Origin of the sequence: Phenylobacterium sp. RIFCSPHIGHO2_01_FULL_69_31, assembly GCF_001824475.1 — a bacterium.
Taxonomy (GTDB): Bacteria; Pseudomonadota; Alphaproteobacteria; order Caulobacterales; family Caulobacteraceae; genus Phenylobacterium.
In genome coordinates this window covers 63,888-82,015 of record NZ_MHXN01000046.1, presented here as the reverse complement: position 1 = coordinate 82,015, position 18,128 = coordinate 63,888, and the positions used below count along the sequence as shown (strand labels likewise).

Below are 18,128 nucleotides of genomic sequence, written 5' to 3'. Positions count from 1 at the left end.
CGCCAAACGGCGGCGCTCTAGATGCGCAGGTCGACGAGCGCGCCCGTGGCCTGAAGAGGCGGCGCCGCCGCGCGGCGGGCGGTTTCGGCGAGGATGGCGGCCTCGGCCTGCAGCCGCTGCTGGGGCGGCAGCTTGAACAGCGAGACCATGTCCACGCCGCGCTCGGCCATGACCTGTCGACGGGCCTGTTCGCGGGCTTCGGCGCTATTCTCGACCGGCGCCACCGGACGCACGATCGACACCTGGAAGTTCTGCGCGGCTTGGCCGGTGATGCTCAGCCCGGCCGGCACGTGGGCGACGTCCGCGGCGGCGTAGGCCGCGCTGCGGGGCGTTGCGCCAAAATGGATCGGGCCGACGTTCATGCGACAGCACGTCGCAACCGCGGCGCCAAACGGCCGATCTCCCCCGCCGCCGCAGCAGCGGGGGAGGCCGAAGGCTTACGCCGGCTGCTTCGGCGCGGTGGCGCCCGGCAGGGTGGCGCGGTTCAGGTCGAAGAACTTCGGCGCCATCTTCGGCACCGCTTCCTCGAGGATCGACTTGACCGTCCAGCCCTCTTCCTTGGTCACGGTCTCAATCGGCCGCGGCTGGGAATAGAGGATGATGTTCTCGCCCGACGAGCCGAAGATCTGGCCCGAGACGTGGGCCGCCGCGGGACTGACCATGGCCACGGAGAAGCGGGCCGGCTGGTCGGCGCGGATCTTCTCGGCCATCACCTTGCGGCGCTCGGCGGCGGCCTCATCCTTGATCGGCACCGACTGGGTCATGCGCGTCCAGGCGACGGGCGCTAGGCAGTTGGAGCGCACGTTGTTGCGGGCGCCCTCCATGGCGATGATCCGCGAGAGACCGGCGATGCCCATCTTGGCCGCGCCGTAATTGGCCTGGCCGATGTTGCCGAACAGGCCCGAGGTGGACGTGAAGAACATGTAGGCGCCGTCGTTCTGCTCCCGGAACAGCTCGATGGTCGCGCGGGCCACGTTGAAGGAGCCGCGCATGTGGACCGCGATCACCGCGTCCCAGTCGGCCTCGGTCATCTTGTGGAACATCACGTCGCGCAAGATGCCGGCGGGATTGATCACGGCGTGCAGGCCGCCGAATTCCTTCTTGGCCTGCTCGACCATGCCGTAGACGGCGTCCAGGTCGGTCACGCTGTCGGAGTTCGAGACTGCCTGGCCGCCACTGGCGCGGATCAGAGCCGCGACCTCCTCGGCGGGCCCAGCGGAGCCGGCGTCGTCGCCCTTCAGCCCGGCGCCCAGGTCGTTGACCACGACCTTCGCGCCCTCCTGCGCCGCGATGAGGGCGCAGTCGCGGCCGATGCCATTGCCGCCCCCGGTAACCAGAACAACCTTGCCGTCCAATGCGCCCATGACCGTCAATCTCCCTAAAATGAATGGGCGACAGTTATTCGAGGCGATCGGCCCGGCGCAAGTCGGGGAACAGCTTGGCCCAGAGGCCGGTGACCATCACCGCGCCCACCCCACCGAACACCGCCGCGCCGACGGGGCCGAGGATCCGCGCCACGACGCCGCTCTCGAACTCACCGAGTTCGTTGGAGGCCCCGATGAAAACCGAGGAGACCGAGGCGACCCGCCCGCGCATGTGGTCGGGCGTAACCAACTGGACCAGCGTCTGCCGCACGAAGACGCTCAGCATGTCCGCGCCGCCCAGCACCGCCAGGGCCGCCACCGACAGCCAGAGCGACTTGGACAGGCCGAACACGACGGTGGCCATGCCGAACACCGCCACGCCGCCGAACATGAACAGCCCCGCCTTCGACCGGATGGGGTTGGCCGCGAGCCACAGCGCGACCGCCGTCGCGCCCATGGCCGGCGCCGCGCGCAGCAGCCCGAAGCCCTCGGCGCCCACGTGCAGCACGTCGCGCGCGAAGACCGGAAGCAGGGCCGTCGCACCGCCCAGCAGCACGGCGAACAGGTCCAGCGAGATGGCGCCGAACACGATCTTCTGCCGCCAGACGTAAGCAAGGCCCTCCTTGACGAGCTGCCAGCGCGACCCGGGGTTGGTCTCCGGCTTGGCGTTCGCGCGGATGCTGAACACCAGCACCGCGGACAGGCCGTAGAGGGCGAAGGTGGTGAAATAGGCCGTCTCGGCCGAGCGGGCGACCAGCAGGCCCGCCGCCGCGGGCCCGGCGATCGAGGCGGTCTGCCAGGCCAGAGAGTTCCAGGCGATGGCCCGCGGCAGCAGCTTGCGCGGGACCAGCATCGGCCCCAGCGCGGTGTTCGCCGGGGCGAAGAAGGCGCGGCTGGCCCCGAACAGCGCCGCCACCACCAGCAGGAGGCCGGGCGAGGCGTGGCCGTTCACCGTCGCGAAGGCCAGGACCAGCACGCTGACGATCTCACCCGAAAGGCAGAGGAGCAGCACCTTCTTGCGGTCGTAACGGTCCGCCGCCTCGCCGGCCGGCAGGGTGAGCAGGAACACGGGCACGAACGCCGCCAGCCCGATCATTCCGACCAGGAACGCGCTCTCCTCCACCGACCGCTCCAGCCGGGCGAGGGCGTACATCTGCCAGCCCATCGCGACGCTCTGGATCTGGCTGGCGAAGCTGCCCGTCCAGCGCGTGCCCCAGAACAGCACGTAGTCGCGCTCCTTCAGCAGGGCGCGGGCGGAGGGGACGGGTTCGTCGGGCGGGGGAAGGTCGACCATCTGAAGGCCTGCGAACCTGCCCTGCGCCGCACATCGTCGCAACGGCGTTGACGCGCACGGACGATAGCCCTATCTGCGCGCCTCCGATCCACGGCCCGGAGGGCCCTTTCGATGCGACGACGTCCGCTGGCCTGAGCCGCCGCCGAACCCGCACCGGCCCCGGGCGCTCGCCCGACGCCGAAACGTCGTCCTTCGCCTCTAGAGATCGGCCTATGTCCCTTCAGCCCGACCGGCCCCCGCCGGAACTCATCTTCGTCAACGAATCCCCCGCGCACGCCGCGCAGGTGGAAGCCCTGCTGAACCGCGCCTTCGGGCCCGGCCGCTTCGCCAAGGTCTCGGAGCGCGTCCGCGAGTTTGCCGACTTCGCGCCCGAGCTGTCCTTCTGCGCCCTAGAGGCCGGCAAGGTCGTGGGCGTGGTGCGCATGTGGCGCATCAGCGTCGGCGACCAGCCGGTGGTCTTCCTCGGGCCCCTGGCGGTCGAGGAGACCGAGCGCCGCCACGGCCTGGGCGCGCAGCTGGTCGAACGCGCCTGCGCGGCGACCGAGGCGGCCGGCGAGCCTGCGGTTCTGCTGGTAGGCGATCTCCCGTACTTCCAGCGCGTCGGCTTCGCGATCGCCCCGGACGTGACCCTGCCAGGCCCGGTGGACGCTCGCCGCGTCCTGGCCCGCAGCTTCGGCGACCTTGCGCTGAGCGGCCCGGTGCGGGCCCGCTGAGCGCCCTTCGCCCCGCCGCGCTTGAGCCGACTCTGGGCCACGCCTACCTTCCTGCGATGGCGGAGGTTCCTTCCCAACCCGGTCTGGACGGCATAGCGGCGGCGGCCAAGCAGGCGCCGGGCCGCGGCCTGCCGCCCGTGCACCTGTGGAATCCCGCCCACTGCGGCGGGATCGACATCGTCATCAAGCGCGACGGGCGCTGGCTGCACGAGGGCGCTCAGATCAACCGCGAGGCCCTGGTGCGCCTGTTCTCGACGGTGCTGCGCAAGGACCCCGACGGCTTCCACCTGGTCACGCCGGTCGAGAAGATGCGGATCACGGTGGAGGATGCACCGTTCATCGCCACCCGCGTCGACCGGGAAGGGGACACGCTGCGCTTCCTCACCAACGTCGGCGACGAGGTCGAGGCCGGTCCCGAGCACGCCCTGCGGGTCGAGGTGGGCGCGGATGGTGAGCCGCGGCCCTACCTCCACGTCCGCCGGGGGCTGGAGGCGCTGATCGCCCGGCCGGTGTTCTACGAACTGGTCGAGATGGCGGAGGAACGCCAGACGCCCCAAGGCCGGATGCTGGGCGTCGCCTCGAACGGCGCCTGGTTCCCGCTGGGACCGGCCGAGGCGCAGACGTGAACCACTTTTCGCCGCGGCATCTGCGCGACTGGATCGCCGAGCACCTGGACCCGCTTCACGACCACGCGGTGGAGGGCGGCCAGCGCCGTTCGGACTTCGACCTGACGCCGGGCGGCTGGGCCGATGCCGTGGCCGGGCCGCTGAAGTCCGCCGCCGTCCTGATCGGCCTCGTTGAACGCGAGGCCGGGGTGAACGTGCTGCTCACCCGGCGTTCCGACACCCTGCGCAGCCACACCGGCCAGGTGGCCCTGCCCGGCGGCCGGCAGGACCCCGGCGAGCGACTCTGGGAGACCGCCCTGCGCGAGGCGCACGAAGAGGTGGGCCTGGCGCCGCATTTCGTGGACCTAGTCGGGCTTTCCACGCCCTATCAGACCGGCAGCGGCTACCTGATCACGCCGGCCGTCGGGTTCGTGCGCCCCGGCTTCTCGCTGCAGCCCAACCCGGACGAGGTGGCCGACATCTTCGAGACGCCGTTCGGCTTCCTGATGGACCCGTCGAACTACGAGGAGCGCGAGGGCCAGCTGCCGTCCGGCGAGAAGCGCCGCTTCTATGCCACCACCCACGAGGACCGGTACATCTGGGGCGCGACCGCCGGTATCCTGCGCGCGCTCTACGAGCGGCTCTACGGGGCCTCGCTTGCTTAGCCTGGTGCTGAGCCGCGTGGCCTTGGCGGCGGTCCCGTTTCTGCTGTGGTTCCTGTGGGCGGCCTGGGCCCGCCGCACCGGCCGGCCCATGGGCTCGACACCGTGGCCTTGGCTCATCGCGGCGGCGGGGGCGCTGATCGGCCTCTCCTTGATGGCGACCGCGGTCTTCCATACGGACAATCGCGCAGAGCGCTACGTTCCGGGCGAGGTCCGTCCGGACGGGCGCGTCACCGAAGGCCATTTCGAACCCAAATGACCGACACCCTGGGCCAGCCCCATTGGATGACCGCGCCGGCGACCGCGGCGGTCTTCGACGCTCTGGAAGCCGTGGGCGGCCCCGACTGCGCCCGTTTCGTCGGCGGTTGCGTGCGAAACGCCCTGGTCGGCCGCCCCATCGACGACATCGACATCGCCACCCGGCTGACCCCGGAGCAGGTCACGGCGGCGCTGCAGGCGGCGGGGATACGCGCCCTGCCCACAGGCATCGAGCACGGCACTGTCACCGCGATCTCGAGCCACCTGCCGCATGAGATCACCACCCTGCGCCGTGATGTCTCCACCGACGGCCGCCGCGCCACCGTGGCCTTCACCGACGACTGGCATGAGGACGCCGAGCGCCGCGACTTCACGCTGAACGCTCTCTACGCCCGGCGCGACGGCGGCATCTTCGACCCCACAGGCCATGGGGTGGCCGATGCCCGGGCCGGACGCATCGTCTTCGTGGGAGATCCCGAACAGCGGCTGCGCGAGGATCACCTGCGCAACCTGCGCTTCTTCCGGTTCTATGCGTGGTTCGGAAAGGGGGCGCCCGATCCGGCCGCGGTCGCGGCCTGCGCCGCCCTGAAGGACAGCGTCGACAACCTGGCGGCGGAGCGGATCTCCAAGGAGCTGCTGAAGCTGCTGGCGGCCGACGACCCCCGGGCCGCGGTGCGGCTGATGGCCGAGACTGGCGTCCTGGACGTGGTGCTCAAGCTGCCGGCCGACCTGGGCCGCTTCGAAGCGCTCTGCGGCATCGAAGGCGACCAGCTGTTCGAGAACGACCCGGTGCTGCGCCTGGCCGCCCTGCTGCCGAGCGATCAAGTGGCCGCCGCCCGCCTGGCCGAACGGCTGCGGCTCTCCAACCCCGACCGCGACCGCATCGTCGCCGCCCTGTCTCCGACGCCGGTCATGAAGAGCTGGATGAGCCCGCGCGAGATCCGGCGGGAAGTATACCGGGGCGGGCGAGGGACCTTCCGCGACCGCGCCAAGCTGGCCTGGGCGGCCGCGCCTCGGACGGCCACGACGATGCAGTGGCGTGGGCTGATCGCGCTCGCCGACGGCTGGAGCCCGCCGAGCCTGCCGCTCACGGGCGAGGAGGTGATGAACGCCGGCGTGCCGAAGGGTCCGCTGGTCGGCCGGGTGATCCGCGAAGTCGAGGACTGGTGGGTCGACAACGACTTCCTCGAGGACAAGCTGTCGATCATCGAGAAGCTCAAGGCCGTCGCCCAAGGCATGGTCTATTGAAGGTCGGCATCCTCAAGACCGGCCGCCCGCCCAGGCCGGCGATCCCGCAGTTCGGGACCTATCCCGACATGTTCAGGCGCCTGCTGGGGCCGGACGCCTACGACTGGCGCGTCTATGCGGCGGACGAGGGCGAGCTGCCGTCCGCGCCGGGGGATTGCGCCGCCTATATCGTCACCGGCTCGGCGGCTGGGGTCTATGAGAGCGATCCGTGGATCGGCGAGCTGCTGGACTGGCTGCGGGCCGCCAAGGGCCGAACGAAGCTGGTCGGGATCTGCTTCGGGCATCAGGCCATGGCCCAGGCCTTCGGCGGTCAGGTGATCAAGTCGCCCAAGGGCTGGGCGATCGGCCAGCAGGACTATCGCGTCGTCCGCGCCGAGCCCTGGATGGACGGCCCGCCCGCCATCCGCCTGCCGGGATCCCACCAGGACCAGGTTGTCGAGTTGCCGCCCAACGCCGAGGTGATCGCCGCGAGCGCCTTCACGCCGCTGGGCGCCCTGGCCTGGCGCGACCAGCCGGCGATCTCGATGCAGTTGCATCCGGAGTTCGAGCCCGACTACGCCCGGGCCCTGATCGAGGCCCGCCGGGGCAAGGTCTACACCGACGAGCAGGCGGACCGCGGCATCGCCAGCTACGAGGGGCCCGACGACCGCGCGCGCGTCGGCCTCTGGATCAATCGCTTCCTGCAGAGCTGAACACTCGCCTCATCCGCGAGTGCGCTTGACGAAACCCATGTCTCCGATTGTATTGGCATTGATTATGTCAATTGTCGGGGCGGGCTTTCCGATGCGGGTTTCGAACATGCTGGCCGGCGCCTTGGGCGCAGCGATCGTGGCCGGGTCGCCGGCTCCTGCGGCGGTGATGATGGCGACGTTCTACGGGTCCACGGACTTCGGCGGTCACGACTACGCGGGGCTGTTCGGGACCCCCGACAGCAGCCTGGCGTACAAATCGATGTCGCTGACCTTCGTCTACGACACCGCCCTCGGCGCCCGCGTGACGACGACGGGCGAGGACATGGTCGTGCAATCTGGCGGCCTGAACCCGATCCTCAGCGCCTCGATCACCATCGATGGCGTGACTCTCGATCTCGACCTGCCCGACTACGGCTATGCCAGTTCGACCGACGACTATTGGACCTGGCTGTCAGCCCGCGGGACCAACCCCGCCAACTACGACAACGAGCTGAGTGCGATGGTCATTGGCTCCGGCATGCCCGGCGACCTGGAGACCCCCTTCATGGCCTACGGCTATGGCGGCGGGTCCCTGCGGCTGTGGTCGCCTACCAACTTCGGCGAGGCCCTGGCCGAGACGGACTTCAACCTGGGCGGCGTCGAGGTGACCTATGTCGGCCCGTCCAGTCCGGGGCCTGTGCCCGAGCCCACGACCTGGGCGCTGATGATCGCCGGCTTCGGCCTGGCCGGCGCCGCCCTGCGCGCCCGCCGGCTGGCGGCGAGTTAGACGCCAAAGGTCATCCACACCACGGACTTCGGTCCCACGCCCTCCAGGCGCCGCCAGCCATAGCGCTCATAGAATCGCTGCGCCCGGTGATTGGCGGGCTGGCAGCCCAGGTGCGCGCGGCCCCCGACGGCGTCCAGCCATCGGTCCATCAGCGCCCGGCCCACGCCTCGGCCCTGAAGCTGAGGCAGCAAGTCGATGTGCAGGTGCGCCGGCGCGGCGTCGACGACGGGCTGCGGGACCGCCGGGGGATGGTGGATGTGGAAGGCGTCCCATTCGTCCCGCGTCCGGCGCTGGGAGGGTACGTCCGCGGTGTCCGCGTAGCGGTCGCGAAGCGCCGGCCACCAGTCCGCCGCGCAACGTGCCTCGAACGACCGGGTGTCCGGGGTCCCAAGGATGTACCCCGCCACGGCGCCCGTCTCGTCTTCGGCGACGAAGGCGTGCGCCGGCTCGAAGGTGGCGTAGGGCGCGGCGTAGATTTCGCCGATGATCCGAAGATCGGCGTAGAGGTGCGTGGCGTCCGCGCCGTTGTCGCCCGTCTTGAGGCAGATCTCGTACAGCGCGGACAAGTCCTCCCGGCGATAAGGGCGGATGACGCCGGTCATCCAGTCCTCCGCTGCAGGTCGCGGAGCGGGGCGAAGCTGATCAGGGTCGCCCCCGCCGCCGCGATCATCGCGGGTGTTTCCGGATCGGTCATGAGTTCGTGGTCGTCCACACGGATCTGCGGGTGGTCGGGGTCGTAGGCGCGCAGTTCCGGCCCATCCTCGACCGGGTGGACGTAGACCTCGGTGACGCCGGGCCGCAGGCGGGTGAGGATGTCGGCGAACGCTGCCTTCGCGGGCCGGCCCCAAGTGGTCGTCAGGTGGTCCGGGAAAACGAGGCCTCTCTCGGCGGCGAGCGTCCGCGCGGCGAAGCCCAATTCCGCCTCCGCCCGGGACCCGAACATCCGCAGCGGCAGGTCGTACTCGCCGGCCATCTCGACGAAGAGCTCGAAGTAGCGCCGGTCGATCTGCATCGTGCCCATGTGCGCGTCCAGATGCGTGACATCGACGCCCCAGGCTAAGGCCTGGTCAACCTGCGCCCGGCATTCTGCGCGGACAGCGTCGAGATCTGCGGCGGCCCACACCGCCGCGGCGGTGGCGGGCATGTAGCCTTCATCATCCTGCAGCGCGGCCGCGCCCGTGAGGCTGCGCCAGCGATAGCCCGGGTATTCGCAGGTCAGCGTCAGATGAACGCCGATCCCGCCCTTGAACGACCGGACGCCGTCCAGCGCCCAGGGGCAGGGGACCATCAGGGTCGCGCTGGTGGCGACGCCGGCGGCATGCGCGGCGGCCGTCGCCCGATTGGCCGCGGCGCTGGAGCCCAGGTCGTCGCAGTTGACGATCAGCAGCTTGGCGTCGGGCCCATACCCCAGGCGTTCGGCGAGGCTGACCAACGGTCAGGTCCAGGCCACCAGGGGCGGCATCGAGGACAGGATCGTCTCGATGTTGCCGCCGGCCTTCAGCCCGAACATCGTGCCGCGGTCGTAGAGCAGGTTGAACTCCACGTAGCGCCCGCGGCGGACCAGCTGTTCCTGGCGCTCGGCCTCGCCCCACGGTTCGCTCATCCGGTGGCGCACGATGCGCGGGTAGACGTCCAGGAACGCCTCGCCCACCGCCCGCGTGAAGGCGAAATCCTTCTCGAAGTCGCCGGAATTGTGCCGGTCGTAGAAGATGCCGCCCACGCCCCGCGGCTCGTTCCGGTGCGGCAGGAAGAAATATTCGTCGCACCAGGCCTTGTACTTCGGGTGCCATTCCGGATCGAACGGGTCGCAGGCCGCCTTCATGGCGGCGTGGAACAGCACGGCATCGTCGGCGTCCTGGCTGCGCTGTTCGTCCAGCACGGGCGTCAGGTCGGCCCCGCCGCCGAACCAGCTCTCCGCGGTCGACAGGAAGCGGGTGTTCATGTGCACCGTCGGGACGCGCGGGCTGCGCGGATGGACGATCAGGCTGATGCTGGCCGACACATAGGAAGGGTCCTTGTCGGCGCCTGGCATCTGGGCCGCCATCTCCGGTGAGAACTTGGCCATGGCGGCCGAGGTGTGCACTGCGGCCTTTTCGAACAGGCGGCCCTTGAAGAAAGCGCCGATCCCGCCGCCGACGCCCGTCTCCCGGGTCCAGGGCTTGAACTCGAAGCGGCTGGCGGGCTCGGGATACAGTTCGGGCGGGGCCTCGTCCTCCAGCCGCTCCAGCTCGGCGCAGATGCGCTGCTGGAGGCTTTCGAACCATTCCTTGGCGCGCTCGCGGCGGGTCAGGATCTCGGGAGGCAGGCTGGACATCGAGCTAATCTGTTCGTTCGCCGGTCGGAAAGGCGTTGATCTGCCTCAAGGCTTCGCCGAGCGCCAGCGTCGCGGCGGTCACCAGGTTCAACGAGCGGGCGCCCGGCGCCAGCGGGATGAGCAGCCGGGCGTCCGCGGCAGCATGCACGTCCTCCGGAACGCCGGCGCTTTCGCGACCGAACAGCAGCACGTCGTCGGGCCGGAACGCGAAGTCATGGAAGGGCATGGCCCCCTTCGTCGTGAACAGCACCAGACGTCCGAGCCGCGCCGGATCGCCGCGGAAAGCCTCCCAGCCGCTATGCCGGCGCACCTGCGCGACGGCCGCATAATCCATGGCGGCCCGGCGGATTGCGGCGTCGCTCAAGGGGAAGCCGCAGGGCTCGACCACGTCCAGCGGAACGCCCAGACAGGCGGCCAGCCGGATGGCGGCGCCCAGGTTTTGCGGAATGTCCGGTTGAAAAAGGGCCAAACGCATTCTAAGGCCTCTCGCCATCGGGCGTGGCCGGGGCGCAGGGGCACGAATCGCGGGTTGGCGGGCAGGTCGTTCGCATTCCTCCGTGTAACGTGCTCAGCCCCTGACCGCTCTCGGAACCGGCTCCTCCAGCACGCCTGGCGCGGGCCGCAAGCTTAAAGGTCCTCCGGCGCGTCGTGAGGGCCTCTATTCGAAGGGTAGCTTCAAGGTGGCCGACACCGTCGTGGGCGCAACTCCCGACCCGCACGCTCCGGGCGCAGACCCGAGCCGTCGCGACTTCATCCATATCGCCGCTGGCGCGGCCGCAGCCGGCGCCGCCTTGGCTGTCGTCTGGCCGCTGGTCGACCAGATGAACCCGGCCGGCGACACGCTGGCGCTCGCCTCGATCGAGTTCGACCTGACCAAGGTCGAGCCCGGCCAGCAGGTGGTCGTGAAGTGGCGTGGCAAGCCGCTGTTCGTGCGCAACCGCACGCCGGAACAGATCGCCGCGGCCGTCAAGGACGACAATGCCGCGCTGCGCGATCCGCAGACCGACGAAGAGCGCCACAAGCCCGGCAAGGCCGAGTGGCTGGTGCTGGTCGGCACCTGCACGCACCTGGGCTGCGTGCCCACGGTGGGTGGCGGCGACTACGGCGGCTGGTTCTGCCCCTGCCACGGCTCGCACTACGACACCTCCGGCCGCATCCGTAAGGGTCCCGCGCCGAAGAATCTGGAAGTGCCGACCTACGCCTTCCTGTCCGACACCAAGATCAAGGTGGGCTGAACCCGATGAGCGGACATTCCACCTACGAGCCGAAGACCGGCATCGAGCGCTGGCTCGACACCCGGCTGCCGATCGTGCGCTTCGCCTACGACACGGCCATCAGCTTCCCGACCCCGAAGAACCTGAACTACTGGTGGACCTTCGGCGGCATCCTGGCGCTCATGCTGGGCATCCAGCTGGTCACGGGCATCGTCCTGGCCATGCACTACGTGCCGCACGTGGACTACGCCTTCGCCTCGGTCGAACGCATCATGCGCGACGTCAACTACGGTTGGCTGATCCGCTACATGCACGCCAACGGCGCCTCGATGTTCTTCCTGGCGGTCTACATCCACATGATCCGCAACCTCTACTACGGCTCCTACAAGGCGCCGCGGGAGGTGCTGTGGATCCTGGGTTGCCTGATCTACCTCGCTATGATGGCCACGGCCTTCATCGGCTACGTGCTGCCCTGGGGCCAGATGAGCTTCCACGGCGCCGTGGTGATCACCAACCTGTTCGGGGCCTTGCCGATCATCGGCACGCCGATCACCACCTGGCTGTGGGGCGGCTTCGCGGTGGACAACCCGACGCTGAACCGCTTCTTCTCGCTGCACTACCTGCTGCCCTTCGTGATCGCGGGCCTCGTGGTCCTGCACATCTGGGCGCTGCACGTGCCGGGGAACAACAACCCGACCGGCGTGAACGTGAAGTCCGAGAACGACACCGTCCCCTTCCACCCGTACTACACGGTGAAGGATGGCTTCGCGATCGGGGTCTTCCTGCTGCTGTACGCCAGCTTCGTGTTCTACAACCCGAACGTCCTGGGCCACGCCGACAACTACATCCCGGCCAACCCGCTGGTGACGCCCGCGCACATCGTGCCCGAATGGTACTTCCTGCCGTTCTACGCGATCCTCCGCGCGGTGCCGGACAAGCTGGGCGGCGTGCTGCTGATGTTCGGCGCCATCGCCACCCTGTTCGTCCTGCCCTGGCTGGACACGTCCAAGGTGCGCTCGATGCGCTATCGCCCGCAGGCCAAGCTGTACTTCTGGATCTTCATCCTGGCGGCCCTGGTCCTCGGCTACTGCGGTGGTCAGCTGCCGGACGATCCGGTGATCGCCCAGCCCAGCGGCCTGATCCTGCTGGATGCGGACATCAACAGCTTCGTCTGGCTGAGCCGCGTGGCCACGCTCTACTTCTTCGCCTACTTCTGGATCATCCTCCCGGTCCTCGGCCTGACGGAAAAGCCGCTGCCGGTGCCGGAATCGATCTCGGAACCTGTCCTGTCGCATCCCGCCACGACGCCTGCGGGCGCCACGGCGTCGCCTGAAAAGAGGGGCTGAGCCTGAAGATGCTGCGCAAAGGTATCGCGCTCGCGGCGCTGGGGCTTGCCTTCCTTGGAAGCCCCGCGCTCGCCGCCCACCCCACGCCGGTGCTGAAGACGGTCGCCTGGTCGTTCGACGGCCCGTTCGGCAAGTTCGACACCGCCCAGCTCCAGCGGGGCTACAAGGTTTACCGCGAGGTTTGCGCCGCCTGCCATGCGATGAGCATGCTGTCGTTCCGCAACCTGGGTGAGCCCGGCGGCCCGTTCTACGACCCGAAGTACAAGAACCCGAACGACAACCCGTATGTGAAGTCGCTGGCCAAGGACATCCAGGTCAACGATATCGACTCCGATACGGGGGACGCGATCCAGCGCCCGGCGACCCCGGCCGACCGGTTCCCGTCGCCGTTCCCGAACGAGGCGGCCGCCAAGGCCTCCAACGGCGGCGCGATGCCGCCGGACCTCTCGGTGATCGCCAAGGGGCGGACGGGCGGTCCGGACTATCTCTACTCGCTCCTGACGGGCTACCGCGCCACGCCGGCCGGCCTGACCGTCAGCGCGGGCCAGTACTACAACGTCTCGATGTCGGGCGATCTGACCAGCGCCTGGACCGGCGACCACCACAAGGTGCCCCCCGGCGGCGTCATCGCCATGCCGCCGCCCCTCGAGGACGGCAAGGTGACCTTCGACGACGGCAAGCCGTCGACGGTGGACCAGCAGGCTCGGGATGTGGCGGCGTTCCTCTACTGGGCCGCCGAGCCCAAGATGATGCAGCGCAAGCAGTTCGGCTTGGGCGCCATGGTCTACCTGCTGATCTTCACGGTGCTGCTGTACTTCAGCTACCGCCGGATCTGGCGGAACGTCGCCCACTAAGGCGCGGCGACAAGCAGAGTTCCAAGGGCCCCGGAGCGATCCGGGGCCCTTTCGTTTGCGCCGCTATCGGACCGGCTGGACCAGCAGGCGGCCGGCGGGAAAATCGAACCGCAGGCGGAAATGGGCCAGGACCAGGCCTCCGATGACGCCGGCCACGTCGCCTTCGGGAGTCATAAGCCCCGCGGCCACGTCCCGCCCGCTCGCCCCGGCGAAGCGCATCTGCGGCAGGCGCGCCATCCAGACGCCGGCCGGATAAAGCTCCTTCGTCTTGGGTGCGTCCGGCGCCTCGGCGAGATCGTCGGCCAGCCGGACCGGCACATCGCCGCCGGTGGCGATCACGAAGCGGCCGGAAAGCTCGCGCGCATCGTCCGACACCGAAGCCTGCGCCGTGGGGCGGCCCAGGTCCCAGCCCAGGCGCAGCGCCCGTCCCGCGAACCGTGGCGCCCGTCCGGGCCGCGACAGGCGCAGGCGACAGGGGGCGTAGGCGACGTCCACCACGAAGCCTCTCAAGACGTCGGCGCCGATTACGCCTGCGCTGGGCGTCGGCAGGTTCCAAGTGCGCCCGTCGAGATCGGCGACCTTCACCGGCAGCGTCTTCACGCTCACGCCGGCGAGGCGTACGTCGCCGGTGAGGTCGGTGTCGGCGATGCCCTCGGCCTGGGCCTTGGTCTCGTGCAGCATCGTCTGGGCGGAGCCCGTGTCGATGATGTAGTCGCCCGGGATGCCGGCCACGCTGGCCGGCGCGGTAATGACCCCTCGCTCGAAGCGGCAGGCGATCTCCCCGGCCTCGGCGGAGCCGGCGGCGGTGACTGCGACCGTCAGGGCGAGGGCGCAGGCGGGGCGGGGACTCAAACGGCGCACGCCGGACCATAGCGCGAGATTTCGCCTTACCGCCGCCCCGTCTTGCCGCCTACATTGGAGAAATGCCCCACACGCCCGCTTGGCGGAGCTTCAAGCGCACCCAGGACCTCACCGTCGCCACGGCGGCGCTGATCTACGCCGGCGCCGTCGCACACGCGTTCGGGCGCCTGCCCGGCGGGAGCGAGCTGATCGTCCAGCGGACCCTGATCTGGCCGGCGGTCTTCCTCAGCCTATCGTTCACCCTGCCCCTGCTGATCGGCCCCGTGCGGCGGCCGCTGACCCGCTATGTCTGGATGAGCTTCCAGGCCGGGTTTGGACAGAACCTGCGCTCGATCCTCTACGGCGTCGCCCTGCTGGGCGGGGCGGCTGGGCTGATCTACTGGCAGATCTCCAACGCGGCGAACGGTGGCCGTTACCCCGCGGGCGTCTTCTCCGGCTATGCCGCGGGCATCGGCATCCTGGCGGCCCAGGCGGCGCTGGTTCGGGTGCTGGAGAAGCACCCCGACGTCAGGAAGCAAATCGAACTCTAGGCCTCGCCGCCGCGCCCGCCGCCGTTGCGGGCGAACAGGGCCAGGGTGCGCAGGCGCGAAAGGCGCGCGCTGTCGGCGTGGAAGCCGTTCGGGGCCACGAAGGCATGGCCAGCGTCGTACATATAGACCGGTAGCTCGGGGTGCGCCTGGCGGATCGCGTCCACATCGGCCGGCGGGATCAGCTCGTCCGATTTGCCCAGGTGCAGGACGGTGGGGACCTTCGGCGCCTCGGACAGATAGTCCGTAATCTGGCCGCCATAGTAGCACGCCACCGCCGAGAGCCCGGCGCAGCGCGAGGCCGCCACCCAGGCGGTCGTCCCGCCGAAGCAGAAGCCGAGCAGGAATACCGGCGGCGACAGCGCGTTGATCGCCGCCTGCACCCCGTCCAGGACGTCGGCGCCCCAGTGGGTGGCTCGGGCGAAGCCGTCCTGGCGCTGGAACAGGGCCGGGTCGGTGTCCCGCTCCGCGAAGCCCTTCTGGAAGCGATCGAACAGGCTGGGGACCAGCACCTCGTAGCCATCCTCGGCGAAGCCGTCGGCCAGATCGCGCAGGTGCGGCGTCACCCCCCAGATGGCGTGGCAGATCACCAGGCCTCCCCGCCGGGCGTCACTTGGTGCGGCGCGGTAGGCGTCGAAGGCGAAACCGTCGCGGGCGCTCCTGAGCTGGACGACCTCGCCCACGCCTCAGGCCTTGTCGAACAGCTCGAGCGTCCGGTGGCGGGCCAGGTCCGCGGCCTCGGCGTTGTAGCGCTCGGGACTTTCGTTGTTGAACCCGTGCCCCGCGCCTTCATAGATGTAGACCGGCACCTCGGGATTGGCGGCGGCCAGCGCCGCGGCCACGTCGTCTGCGGGGATGCCGGGATCGGTGCGTCCCAGGTGGACGATGACCGGGCACAAAGGCTTCAGGCCGGCATTCGCCTGCACCATGCTGCCGTAATAGCTCGACGCGGCGGCCAGGCCCTCGACCTTGGCGGCGGCCAGCCAGGCCAGCGAGCCGCCATAGCAGTAGCCCACCACGTGCACCTTGCCGCCGTGCTTGTTCAGGAAGTCGCGGCAGGCGCCGATGTCGCCCAGCGCCTGCTCCAGGGGCGTGCCGCGGGCGTGGGTCAGGCCGGCCTGCAGGCCCTCGGTGTCGTGGTCGGCGGTGAAGGCCCATTCGCGCCGGTCGAACAGCGAGGGCGCCAGGGCCTCGTAGCCCATCTTGGCCCAGCGCTCGACGTCGGCGCGGACGTGCCGGTCGATGCCGAAGATCTCCTGCAGCACGATCACGCCGCCCTTGTGCGGCGTGAAGGCGGGCTCATGGTAGGCGCTGAACTCGAAGCCGTCGGCCCCTGCGATCTTGATCGTCTCACCCATGCTCGCCCTCCCGATGCTGACCTAGACGTTGAAGCGGAAGTTCATGACGTCGCCGTCCTGAACCACGTACTCCTTGCCCTCCTGGCGGAACTTGCCCGCTTCGCGCGCGCCAGCCTCGCCCTTGAACTTGATATAGTCCTCGTAGGCGATGGTCTCGGCCCGGATGAAGCCCTTCTCGAAGTCGGTGTGGATCACCCCGGCCGCCTGAGGGGCCGTATCGCCCTTGTGGATCTGCCAGGCGCGGGCTTCCTTGGGCCCGACCGTGAAATAGGTCTGCAGGCCCAGCAGGTGATAGGCCTCGCGGATCAGCTTGTTCAGGCCGGGCTCGGTGAGGCCCAGGGTCTCCAGGAACTCGGCCCGCTCGGCCGGGTCCAGCATGGCGATCTCGCTCTCGATCTGGGCCGAGATCACCACATGGTCGGCGCCGTCCCGCTTGGCGCGTTCGGCCACGGCCTTCGACAGGTCGTTGCCGGTGGCGGCCGAGGCCTCGTCCACGTTGGAAACATAGAGCGCTGGCTTGGAGGTGAGGAGCTGCAGCATCCGCCATGCCTTCTCGTCCTCGGCCGACACCTCGGCCTTGCGGGCCGGGCGGCCGGCGTTGAGCTCCGTCAGGGCCAACTGGACCAGGCGCAGGGTCTGGGCGCTCTCCTTGTCGCCCGTCTTGGCGCGCTTCTCCAGGTTGACGACGCGCTTCTCCAGGCTCTCGAGGTCGGCCAGCATCAGCTCGGTCTCGATGGTCTCCAGGTCGGCCAGCGGATCGACCTTGCCCTCCACGTGGGTGATGTCGTCGTCGATGAAACAGCGGGCGACGAAGGCTACGGCGTCACAATCGCGGATGTTGGCCAGGAACTGGTTGCCCAGGCCCTCGCCCTTCGAAGCGCCCCGCACCAGGCCGGCGATGTCCACGAAGTTGATCCGCGCCGGGATGATCTCCTTGGACGGGATGACGGCGGCCAGCGCCTCAAGGCGCGGCTCGGGCACCGCCACGTCGCCGGTGTTCGGCTCGATGGTGCAGAACGGATAGTTCGCGGCCTGGGCCGAGGCGGTCTGGGTCAGGGCGTTGAACAGGGTCGACTTGCCCACATTGGGCAGGCCGACGATGGCGACTTTCAGGGCCATGGGTCGGTGCGGTTCCTTGGATAGAAGGCGCCGCACCTAGCATGGACGACCCGCGAGGCGAAGCGGTGTCGACCGCCTCCGGCGGCCTAGTTGTTGCCGCCGATGAGGTCGCCGAGGCCGCCGAGGATCGAGCCTTCGCCGCGGTTCTGGCCGGTTCCGCCGGCGGCCGCCAGCATGCGGCCGGCGAGGCGGGAGAAGGGCAGGGACTGGATCCAGACCTTACCCGGGCCGCGCAGACGGGCGAAGAACAGGCCCTCGCCGCCGAAGAAGACGCTCTTCACGCCGCCGGCCATGACCAGGTCGAAGTCGACGCCGGGCGTGTAGGCGGCCAGGCAGCCGGTGTCGACGTGCAGTTCCTCGCCGGGCTTCAGTTCGCGCTCCACCACGGTGCCGCCCATCTGGACGAACACCCAGCCGTCGCCCTCCAGCTTCTGCATGATGAAGCCCTCGCCGCCGAACAGGCCGGTCATCATGCGGCGCTGGAACTCGATGCCGATGGAGACGCCGCGGGCGGCGGCGAGGAAGCTGTCCTTCTGGCAGATCAGCCGCCCGCCCAGCTCGCCCAGGTTCAGCGGCAGGATCGCGCCGGGGGTCGGCGAGGCGAAGGCCACCCGCGCCTTGCCAGAGCCGTTGTGGGTGAAGACGGTGGTGAACAGGCTCTCGCCGGTGACCAGGCGCTTGCCGGCCCCCAGCAGCTTGCCCATGAAGCCGCCGTCGGCGCCCCCGGAGCCGTCGCCGAACACGGTGGTCATGCCCACCGCCGCGTCCTTCCAGACCAGGGCGCCGGCCTCGGCCACAGCGCTTTCGCCCGGGTCCAGTTCGATTTCCACGAACTGCAGTTCCTGGCCCTTGATCTCGAAGTCGATGTCGTCGGCGACGCTGGCGTTGCGGTGGTGGACCCAAGGGCTCGGGGACATGGAAAGGCTCCTGATT

The 18,128-nt window shown here is 69.6% G+C and carries 23 protein-coding genes; 11 read left to right on the top strand and 12 right to left on the bottom strand.

Features of this window, described 5'->3' with window-relative positions; translation table 11 throughout:
• Positions 1–17 precede the first annotated feature (17 nt).
• The 3 genes from A2790_RS23625 to A2790_RS23615 all read right to left on the bottom strand — a co-directional run bounded on the left by A2790_RS23625 (position 18) and on the right by A2790_RS23615 (position 2,658).
• Positions 18–362, bottom strand: coding sequence for a hypothetical protein (locus tag A2790_RS23625; RefSeq protein ID WP_293397344.1), 345 nt, complete (start codon positions 360–362; stop codon positions 18–20).
• A 75-nt stretch (positions 363–437) separates the two neighbouring features.
• On the bottom strand, positions 438–1,364 hold the full coding sequence (locus A2790_RS23620) for an SDR family NAD(P)-dependent oxidoreductase (protein ID WP_293397341.1): 927 nt from the start codon (positions 1,362–1,364) through the stop codon (positions 438–440).
• Positions 1,365–1,398: 34 nt separating this feature from the next.
• Entirely contained in the window at positions 1,399–2,658 is a 1,260-nt protein-coding gene (locus A2790_RS23615) for an MFS transporter (protein WP_293397338.1), read from the bottom strand.
• Between the two features lie 212 nt (positions 2,659–2,870).
• On the opposite strand from A2790_RS23615, the gene A2790_RS23610 reads away from it, so the two are divergent.
• From A2790_RS23610 to A2790_RS23580, 7 genes are all read left to right on the top strand, one after another.
• Positions 2,871–3,371 carry an N-acetyltransferase gene (locus A2790_RS23610; RefSeq protein WP_293397335.1) on the top strand — a complete coding sequence of 167 codons (501 nt, stop codon included), beginning with the start codon at positions 2,871–2,873 and terminating at the stop codon, positions 3,369–3,371.
• A gap of 56 nt (positions 3,372–3,427) precedes the next feature.
• A complete protein-coding gene (locus A2790_RS23605; protein WP_293397332.1) occupies positions 3,428–3,997 on the top strand; it encodes a DUF1285 domain-containing protein in 570 nt (189 codons plus the stop codon).
• Positions 3,994–4,641, top strand: a complete 648-nt coding sequence (locus tag A2790_RS23600) for a CoA pyrophosphatase (RefSeq protein WP_293397330.1) — start codon at positions 3,994–3,996, stop codon at positions 4,639–4,641. Before A2790_RS23605 ends, A2790_RS23600 begins: the two co-directional genes overlap by 4 nt.
• The gene (locus tag A2790_RS23595; RefSeq protein WP_293397327.1) at positions 4,634–4,897 is read left to right on the top strand and encodes a hypothetical protein; all 264 of its coding nucleotides are present in this window, start codon (positions 4,634–4,636) and stop codon (positions 4,895–4,897) included. The genes A2790_RS23600 and A2790_RS23595 overlap by 8 nt, the downstream gene beginning before the upstream one ends.
• Positions 4,894–6,144 carry a CCA tRNA nucleotidyltransferase gene (locus tag A2790_RS23590; RefSeq protein WP_293397324.1) on the top strand — a complete coding sequence of 417 codons (1,251 nt, stop codon included), beginning with the start codon at positions 4,894–4,896 and terminating at the stop codon, positions 6,142–6,144. Before A2790_RS23595 ends, A2790_RS23590 begins: the two co-directional genes overlap by 4 nt.
• A complete protein-coding gene (locus A2790_RS23585; protein ID WP_293397321.1) occupies positions 6,141–6,836 on the top strand; it encodes a type 1 glutamine amidotransferase in 696 nt (231 codons plus the stop codon). The genes A2790_RS23590 and A2790_RS23585 overlap by 4 nt, the downstream gene beginning before the upstream one ends.
• Positions 6,837–6,927: 91 nt before the next feature.
• On the top strand, positions 6,928–7,602 hold the full coding sequence (locus A2790_RS23580; RefSeq protein WP_293397319.1) for a PEPxxWA-CTERM sorting domain-containing protein: 675 nt from the start codon (positions 6,928–6,930) through the stop codon (positions 7,600–7,602).
• Here the strand turns inward: A2790_RS23580 and A2790_RS23575 are convergent.
• From A2790_RS23575 to A2790_RS23560, 4 genes are read right to left on the bottom strand one after another with little or no spacing between them, the layout of a single operon-like run.
• Positions 7,599–8,204, bottom strand: coding sequence for a GNAT family N-acetyltransferase (locus tag A2790_RS23575; RefSeq protein WP_293397317.1), 606 nt, complete (start codon positions 8,202–8,204; stop codon positions 7,599–7,601). The genes A2790_RS23580 and A2790_RS23575 overlap by 4 nt on opposite strands.
• Complete coding sequence (locus A2790_RS23570) at positions 8,201–9,034, bottom strand: ChbG/HpnK family deacetylase (protein ID WP_293397315.1); 834 nt, start codon at positions 9,032–9,034, stop codon at positions 8,201–8,203. The genes A2790_RS23575 and A2790_RS23570 overlap by 4 nt, the downstream gene beginning before the upstream one ends.
• Before the next feature lie 3 nt (positions 9,035–9,037).
• Positions 9,038–9,916 (bottom strand): oxygen-dependent coproporphyrinogen oxidase, encoded by an 879-nt coding sequence (hemF, locus tag A2790_RS23565; RefSeq protein WP_293397313.1) that lies wholly within the window; start codon positions 9,914–9,916, stop codon positions 9,038–9,040.
• Between the two features lie 4 nt (positions 9,917–9,920).
• Positions 9,921–10,391 carry a tRNA (cytidine(34)-2'-O)-methyltransferase gene (locus A2790_RS23560; protein WP_293397311.1) on the bottom strand — a complete coding sequence of 157 codons (471 nt, stop codon included), beginning with the start codon at positions 10,389–10,391 and terminating at the stop codon, positions 9,921–9,923.
• 205 nt (positions 10,392–10,596) lie between these two features.
• On the opposite strand from A2790_RS23560, the gene petA reads away from it, so the two are divergent.
• Genes petA through A2790_RS23545 form a run of 3 tightly spaced genes read left to right on the top strand, consistent with a single transcriptional unit; the run spans position 10,597 to position 13,330 of the window.
• Complete coding sequence (gene petA, locus A2790_RS23555; protein ID WP_293397308.1) at positions 10,597–11,151, top strand: ubiquinol-cytochrome c reductase iron-sulfur subunit; 555 nt, start codon at positions 10,597–10,599, stop codon at positions 11,149–11,151.
• A 5-nt stretch (positions 11,152–11,156) separates the two neighbouring features.
• Positions 11,157–12,476 (top strand): cytochrome b/b6, encoded by a 1,320-nt coding sequence (locus A2790_RS23550; RefSeq protein ID WP_293397305.1) that lies wholly within the window; start codon positions 11,157–11,159, stop codon positions 12,474–12,476.
• A gap of 8 nt (positions 12,477–12,484) precedes the next feature.
• Positions 12,485–13,330, top strand: coding sequence for a cytochrome c1 (locus tag A2790_RS23545; RefSeq protein WP_293397302.1), 846 nt, complete (start codon positions 12,485–12,487; stop codon positions 13,328–13,330).
• 63 nt (positions 13,331–13,393) lie between these two features.
• Here A2790_RS23545 and A2790_RS23540 read toward each other — a convergent pair whose 3' ends face one another.
• Positions 13,394–14,182, bottom strand: coding sequence for a hypothetical protein (locus A2790_RS23540; protein ID WP_293397299.1), 789 nt, complete (start codon positions 14,180–14,182; stop codon positions 13,394–13,396).
• Positions 14,183–14,253: 71 nt separating this feature from the next.
• Here A2790_RS23540 and A2790_RS23535 point away from each other — a divergent pair, with 71 nt between their 5' ends.
• Positions 14,254–14,721 (top strand): hypothetical protein, encoded by a 468-nt coding sequence (locus A2790_RS23535; protein ID WP_293397296.1) that lies wholly within the window; start codon positions 14,254–14,256, stop codon positions 14,719–14,721.
• Here A2790_RS23535 and A2790_RS23530 read toward each other — a convergent pair.
• From A2790_RS23530 to A2790_RS23515, 4 genes are all read right to left on the bottom strand, one after another.
• Positions 14,718–15,401 (bottom strand): dienelactone hydrolase family protein, encoded by a 684-nt coding sequence (locus tag A2790_RS23530; RefSeq protein WP_293397293.1) that lies wholly within the window; start codon positions 15,399–15,401, stop codon positions 14,718–14,720. The genes A2790_RS23535 and A2790_RS23530 overlap by 4 nt on opposite strands.
• Before the next feature lie 3 nt (positions 15,402–15,404).
• Positions 15,405–16,076 (bottom strand): dienelactone hydrolase family protein, encoded by a 672-nt coding sequence (locus tag A2790_RS23525; RefSeq protein WP_293397290.1) that lies wholly within the window; start codon positions 16,074–16,076, stop codon positions 15,405–15,407.
• 21 nt (positions 16,077–16,097) lie between these two features.
• Entirely contained in the window at positions 16,098–17,195 is a 1,098-nt protein-coding gene (gene ychF, locus A2790_RS23520) for a redox-regulated ATPase YchF (protein ID WP_293397287.1), read from the bottom strand.
• 86 nt (positions 17,196–17,281) lie between these two features.
• Entirely contained in the window at positions 17,282–18,127 is an 846-nt protein-coding gene (locus tag A2790_RS23515) for a TIGR00266 family protein (protein ID WP_293397854.1), read from the bottom strand.
• Position 18,128: the final 1 nt, after the last annotated feature.

Coding starts and splice junctions, on each gene's coding strand:
- hemF (WP_293397313.1), bottom strand. CDS start 9,916: ATGTCCAGCCTGCCTCCCGAGATCCTGACCCGCCGCGAGCGCGCCAAG.
- A2790_RS23535 (WP_293397296.1), top strand. CDS start 14,254: ATGCCCCACACGCCCGCTTGGCGGAGCTTCAAGCGCACCCAGGACCTC.
- A2790_RS23605 (WP_293397332.1), top strand. CDS start 3,428: ATGGCGGAGGTTCCTTCCCAACCCGGTCTGGACGGCATAGCGGCGGCG.
- A2790_RS23610 (WP_293397335.1), top strand. CDS start 2,871: ATGTCCCTTCAGCCCGACCGGCCCCCGCCGGAACTCATCTTCGTCAAC.
- A2790_RS23550 (WP_293397305.1), top strand. CDS start 11,157: ATGAGCGGACATTCCACCTACGAGCCGAAGACCGGCATCGAGCGCTGG.
- A2790_RS23615 (WP_293397338.1), bottom strand. CDS start 2,658: ATGGTCGACCTTCCCCCGCCCGACGAACCCGTCCCCTCCGCCCGCGCC.
- A2790_RS23580 (WP_293397319.1), top strand. CDS start 6,928: ATGCGGGTTTCGAACATGCTGGCCGGCGCCTTGGGCGCAGCGATCGTG.
- A2790_RS23575 (WP_293397317.1), bottom strand. CDS start 8,204: ATGACCGGCGTCATCCGCCCTTATCGCCGGGAGGACTTGTCCGCGCTG.
- ychF (WP_293397287.1), bottom strand. CDS start 17,195: ATGGCCCTGAAAGTCGCCATCGTCGGCCTGCCCAATGTGGGCAAGTCG.
- A2790_RS23545 (WP_293397302.1), top strand. CDS start 12,485: ATGCTGCGCAAAGGTATCGCGCTCGCGGCGCTGGGGCTTGCCTTCCTT.
- A2790_RS23625 (WP_293397344.1), bottom strand. CDS start 362: ATGAACGTCGGCCCGATCCATTTTGGCGCAACGCCCCGCAGCGCGGCC.
- A2790_RS23620 (WP_293397341.1), bottom strand. CDS start 1,364: ATGGGCGCATTGGACGGCAAGGTTGTTCTGGTTACCGGGGGCGGCAAT.
- A2790_RS23590 (WP_293397324.1), top strand. CDS start 4,894: ATGACCGACACCCTGGGCCAGCCCCATTGGATGACCGCGCCGGCGACC.
- A2790_RS23560 (WP_293397311.1), bottom strand. CDS start 10,391: ATGCGTTTGGCCCTTTTTCAACCGGACATTCCGCAAAACCTGGGCGCC.
- A2790_RS23525 (WP_293397290.1), bottom strand. CDS start 16,076: ATGGGTGAGACGATCAAGATCGCAGGGGCCGACGGCTTCGAGTTCAGC.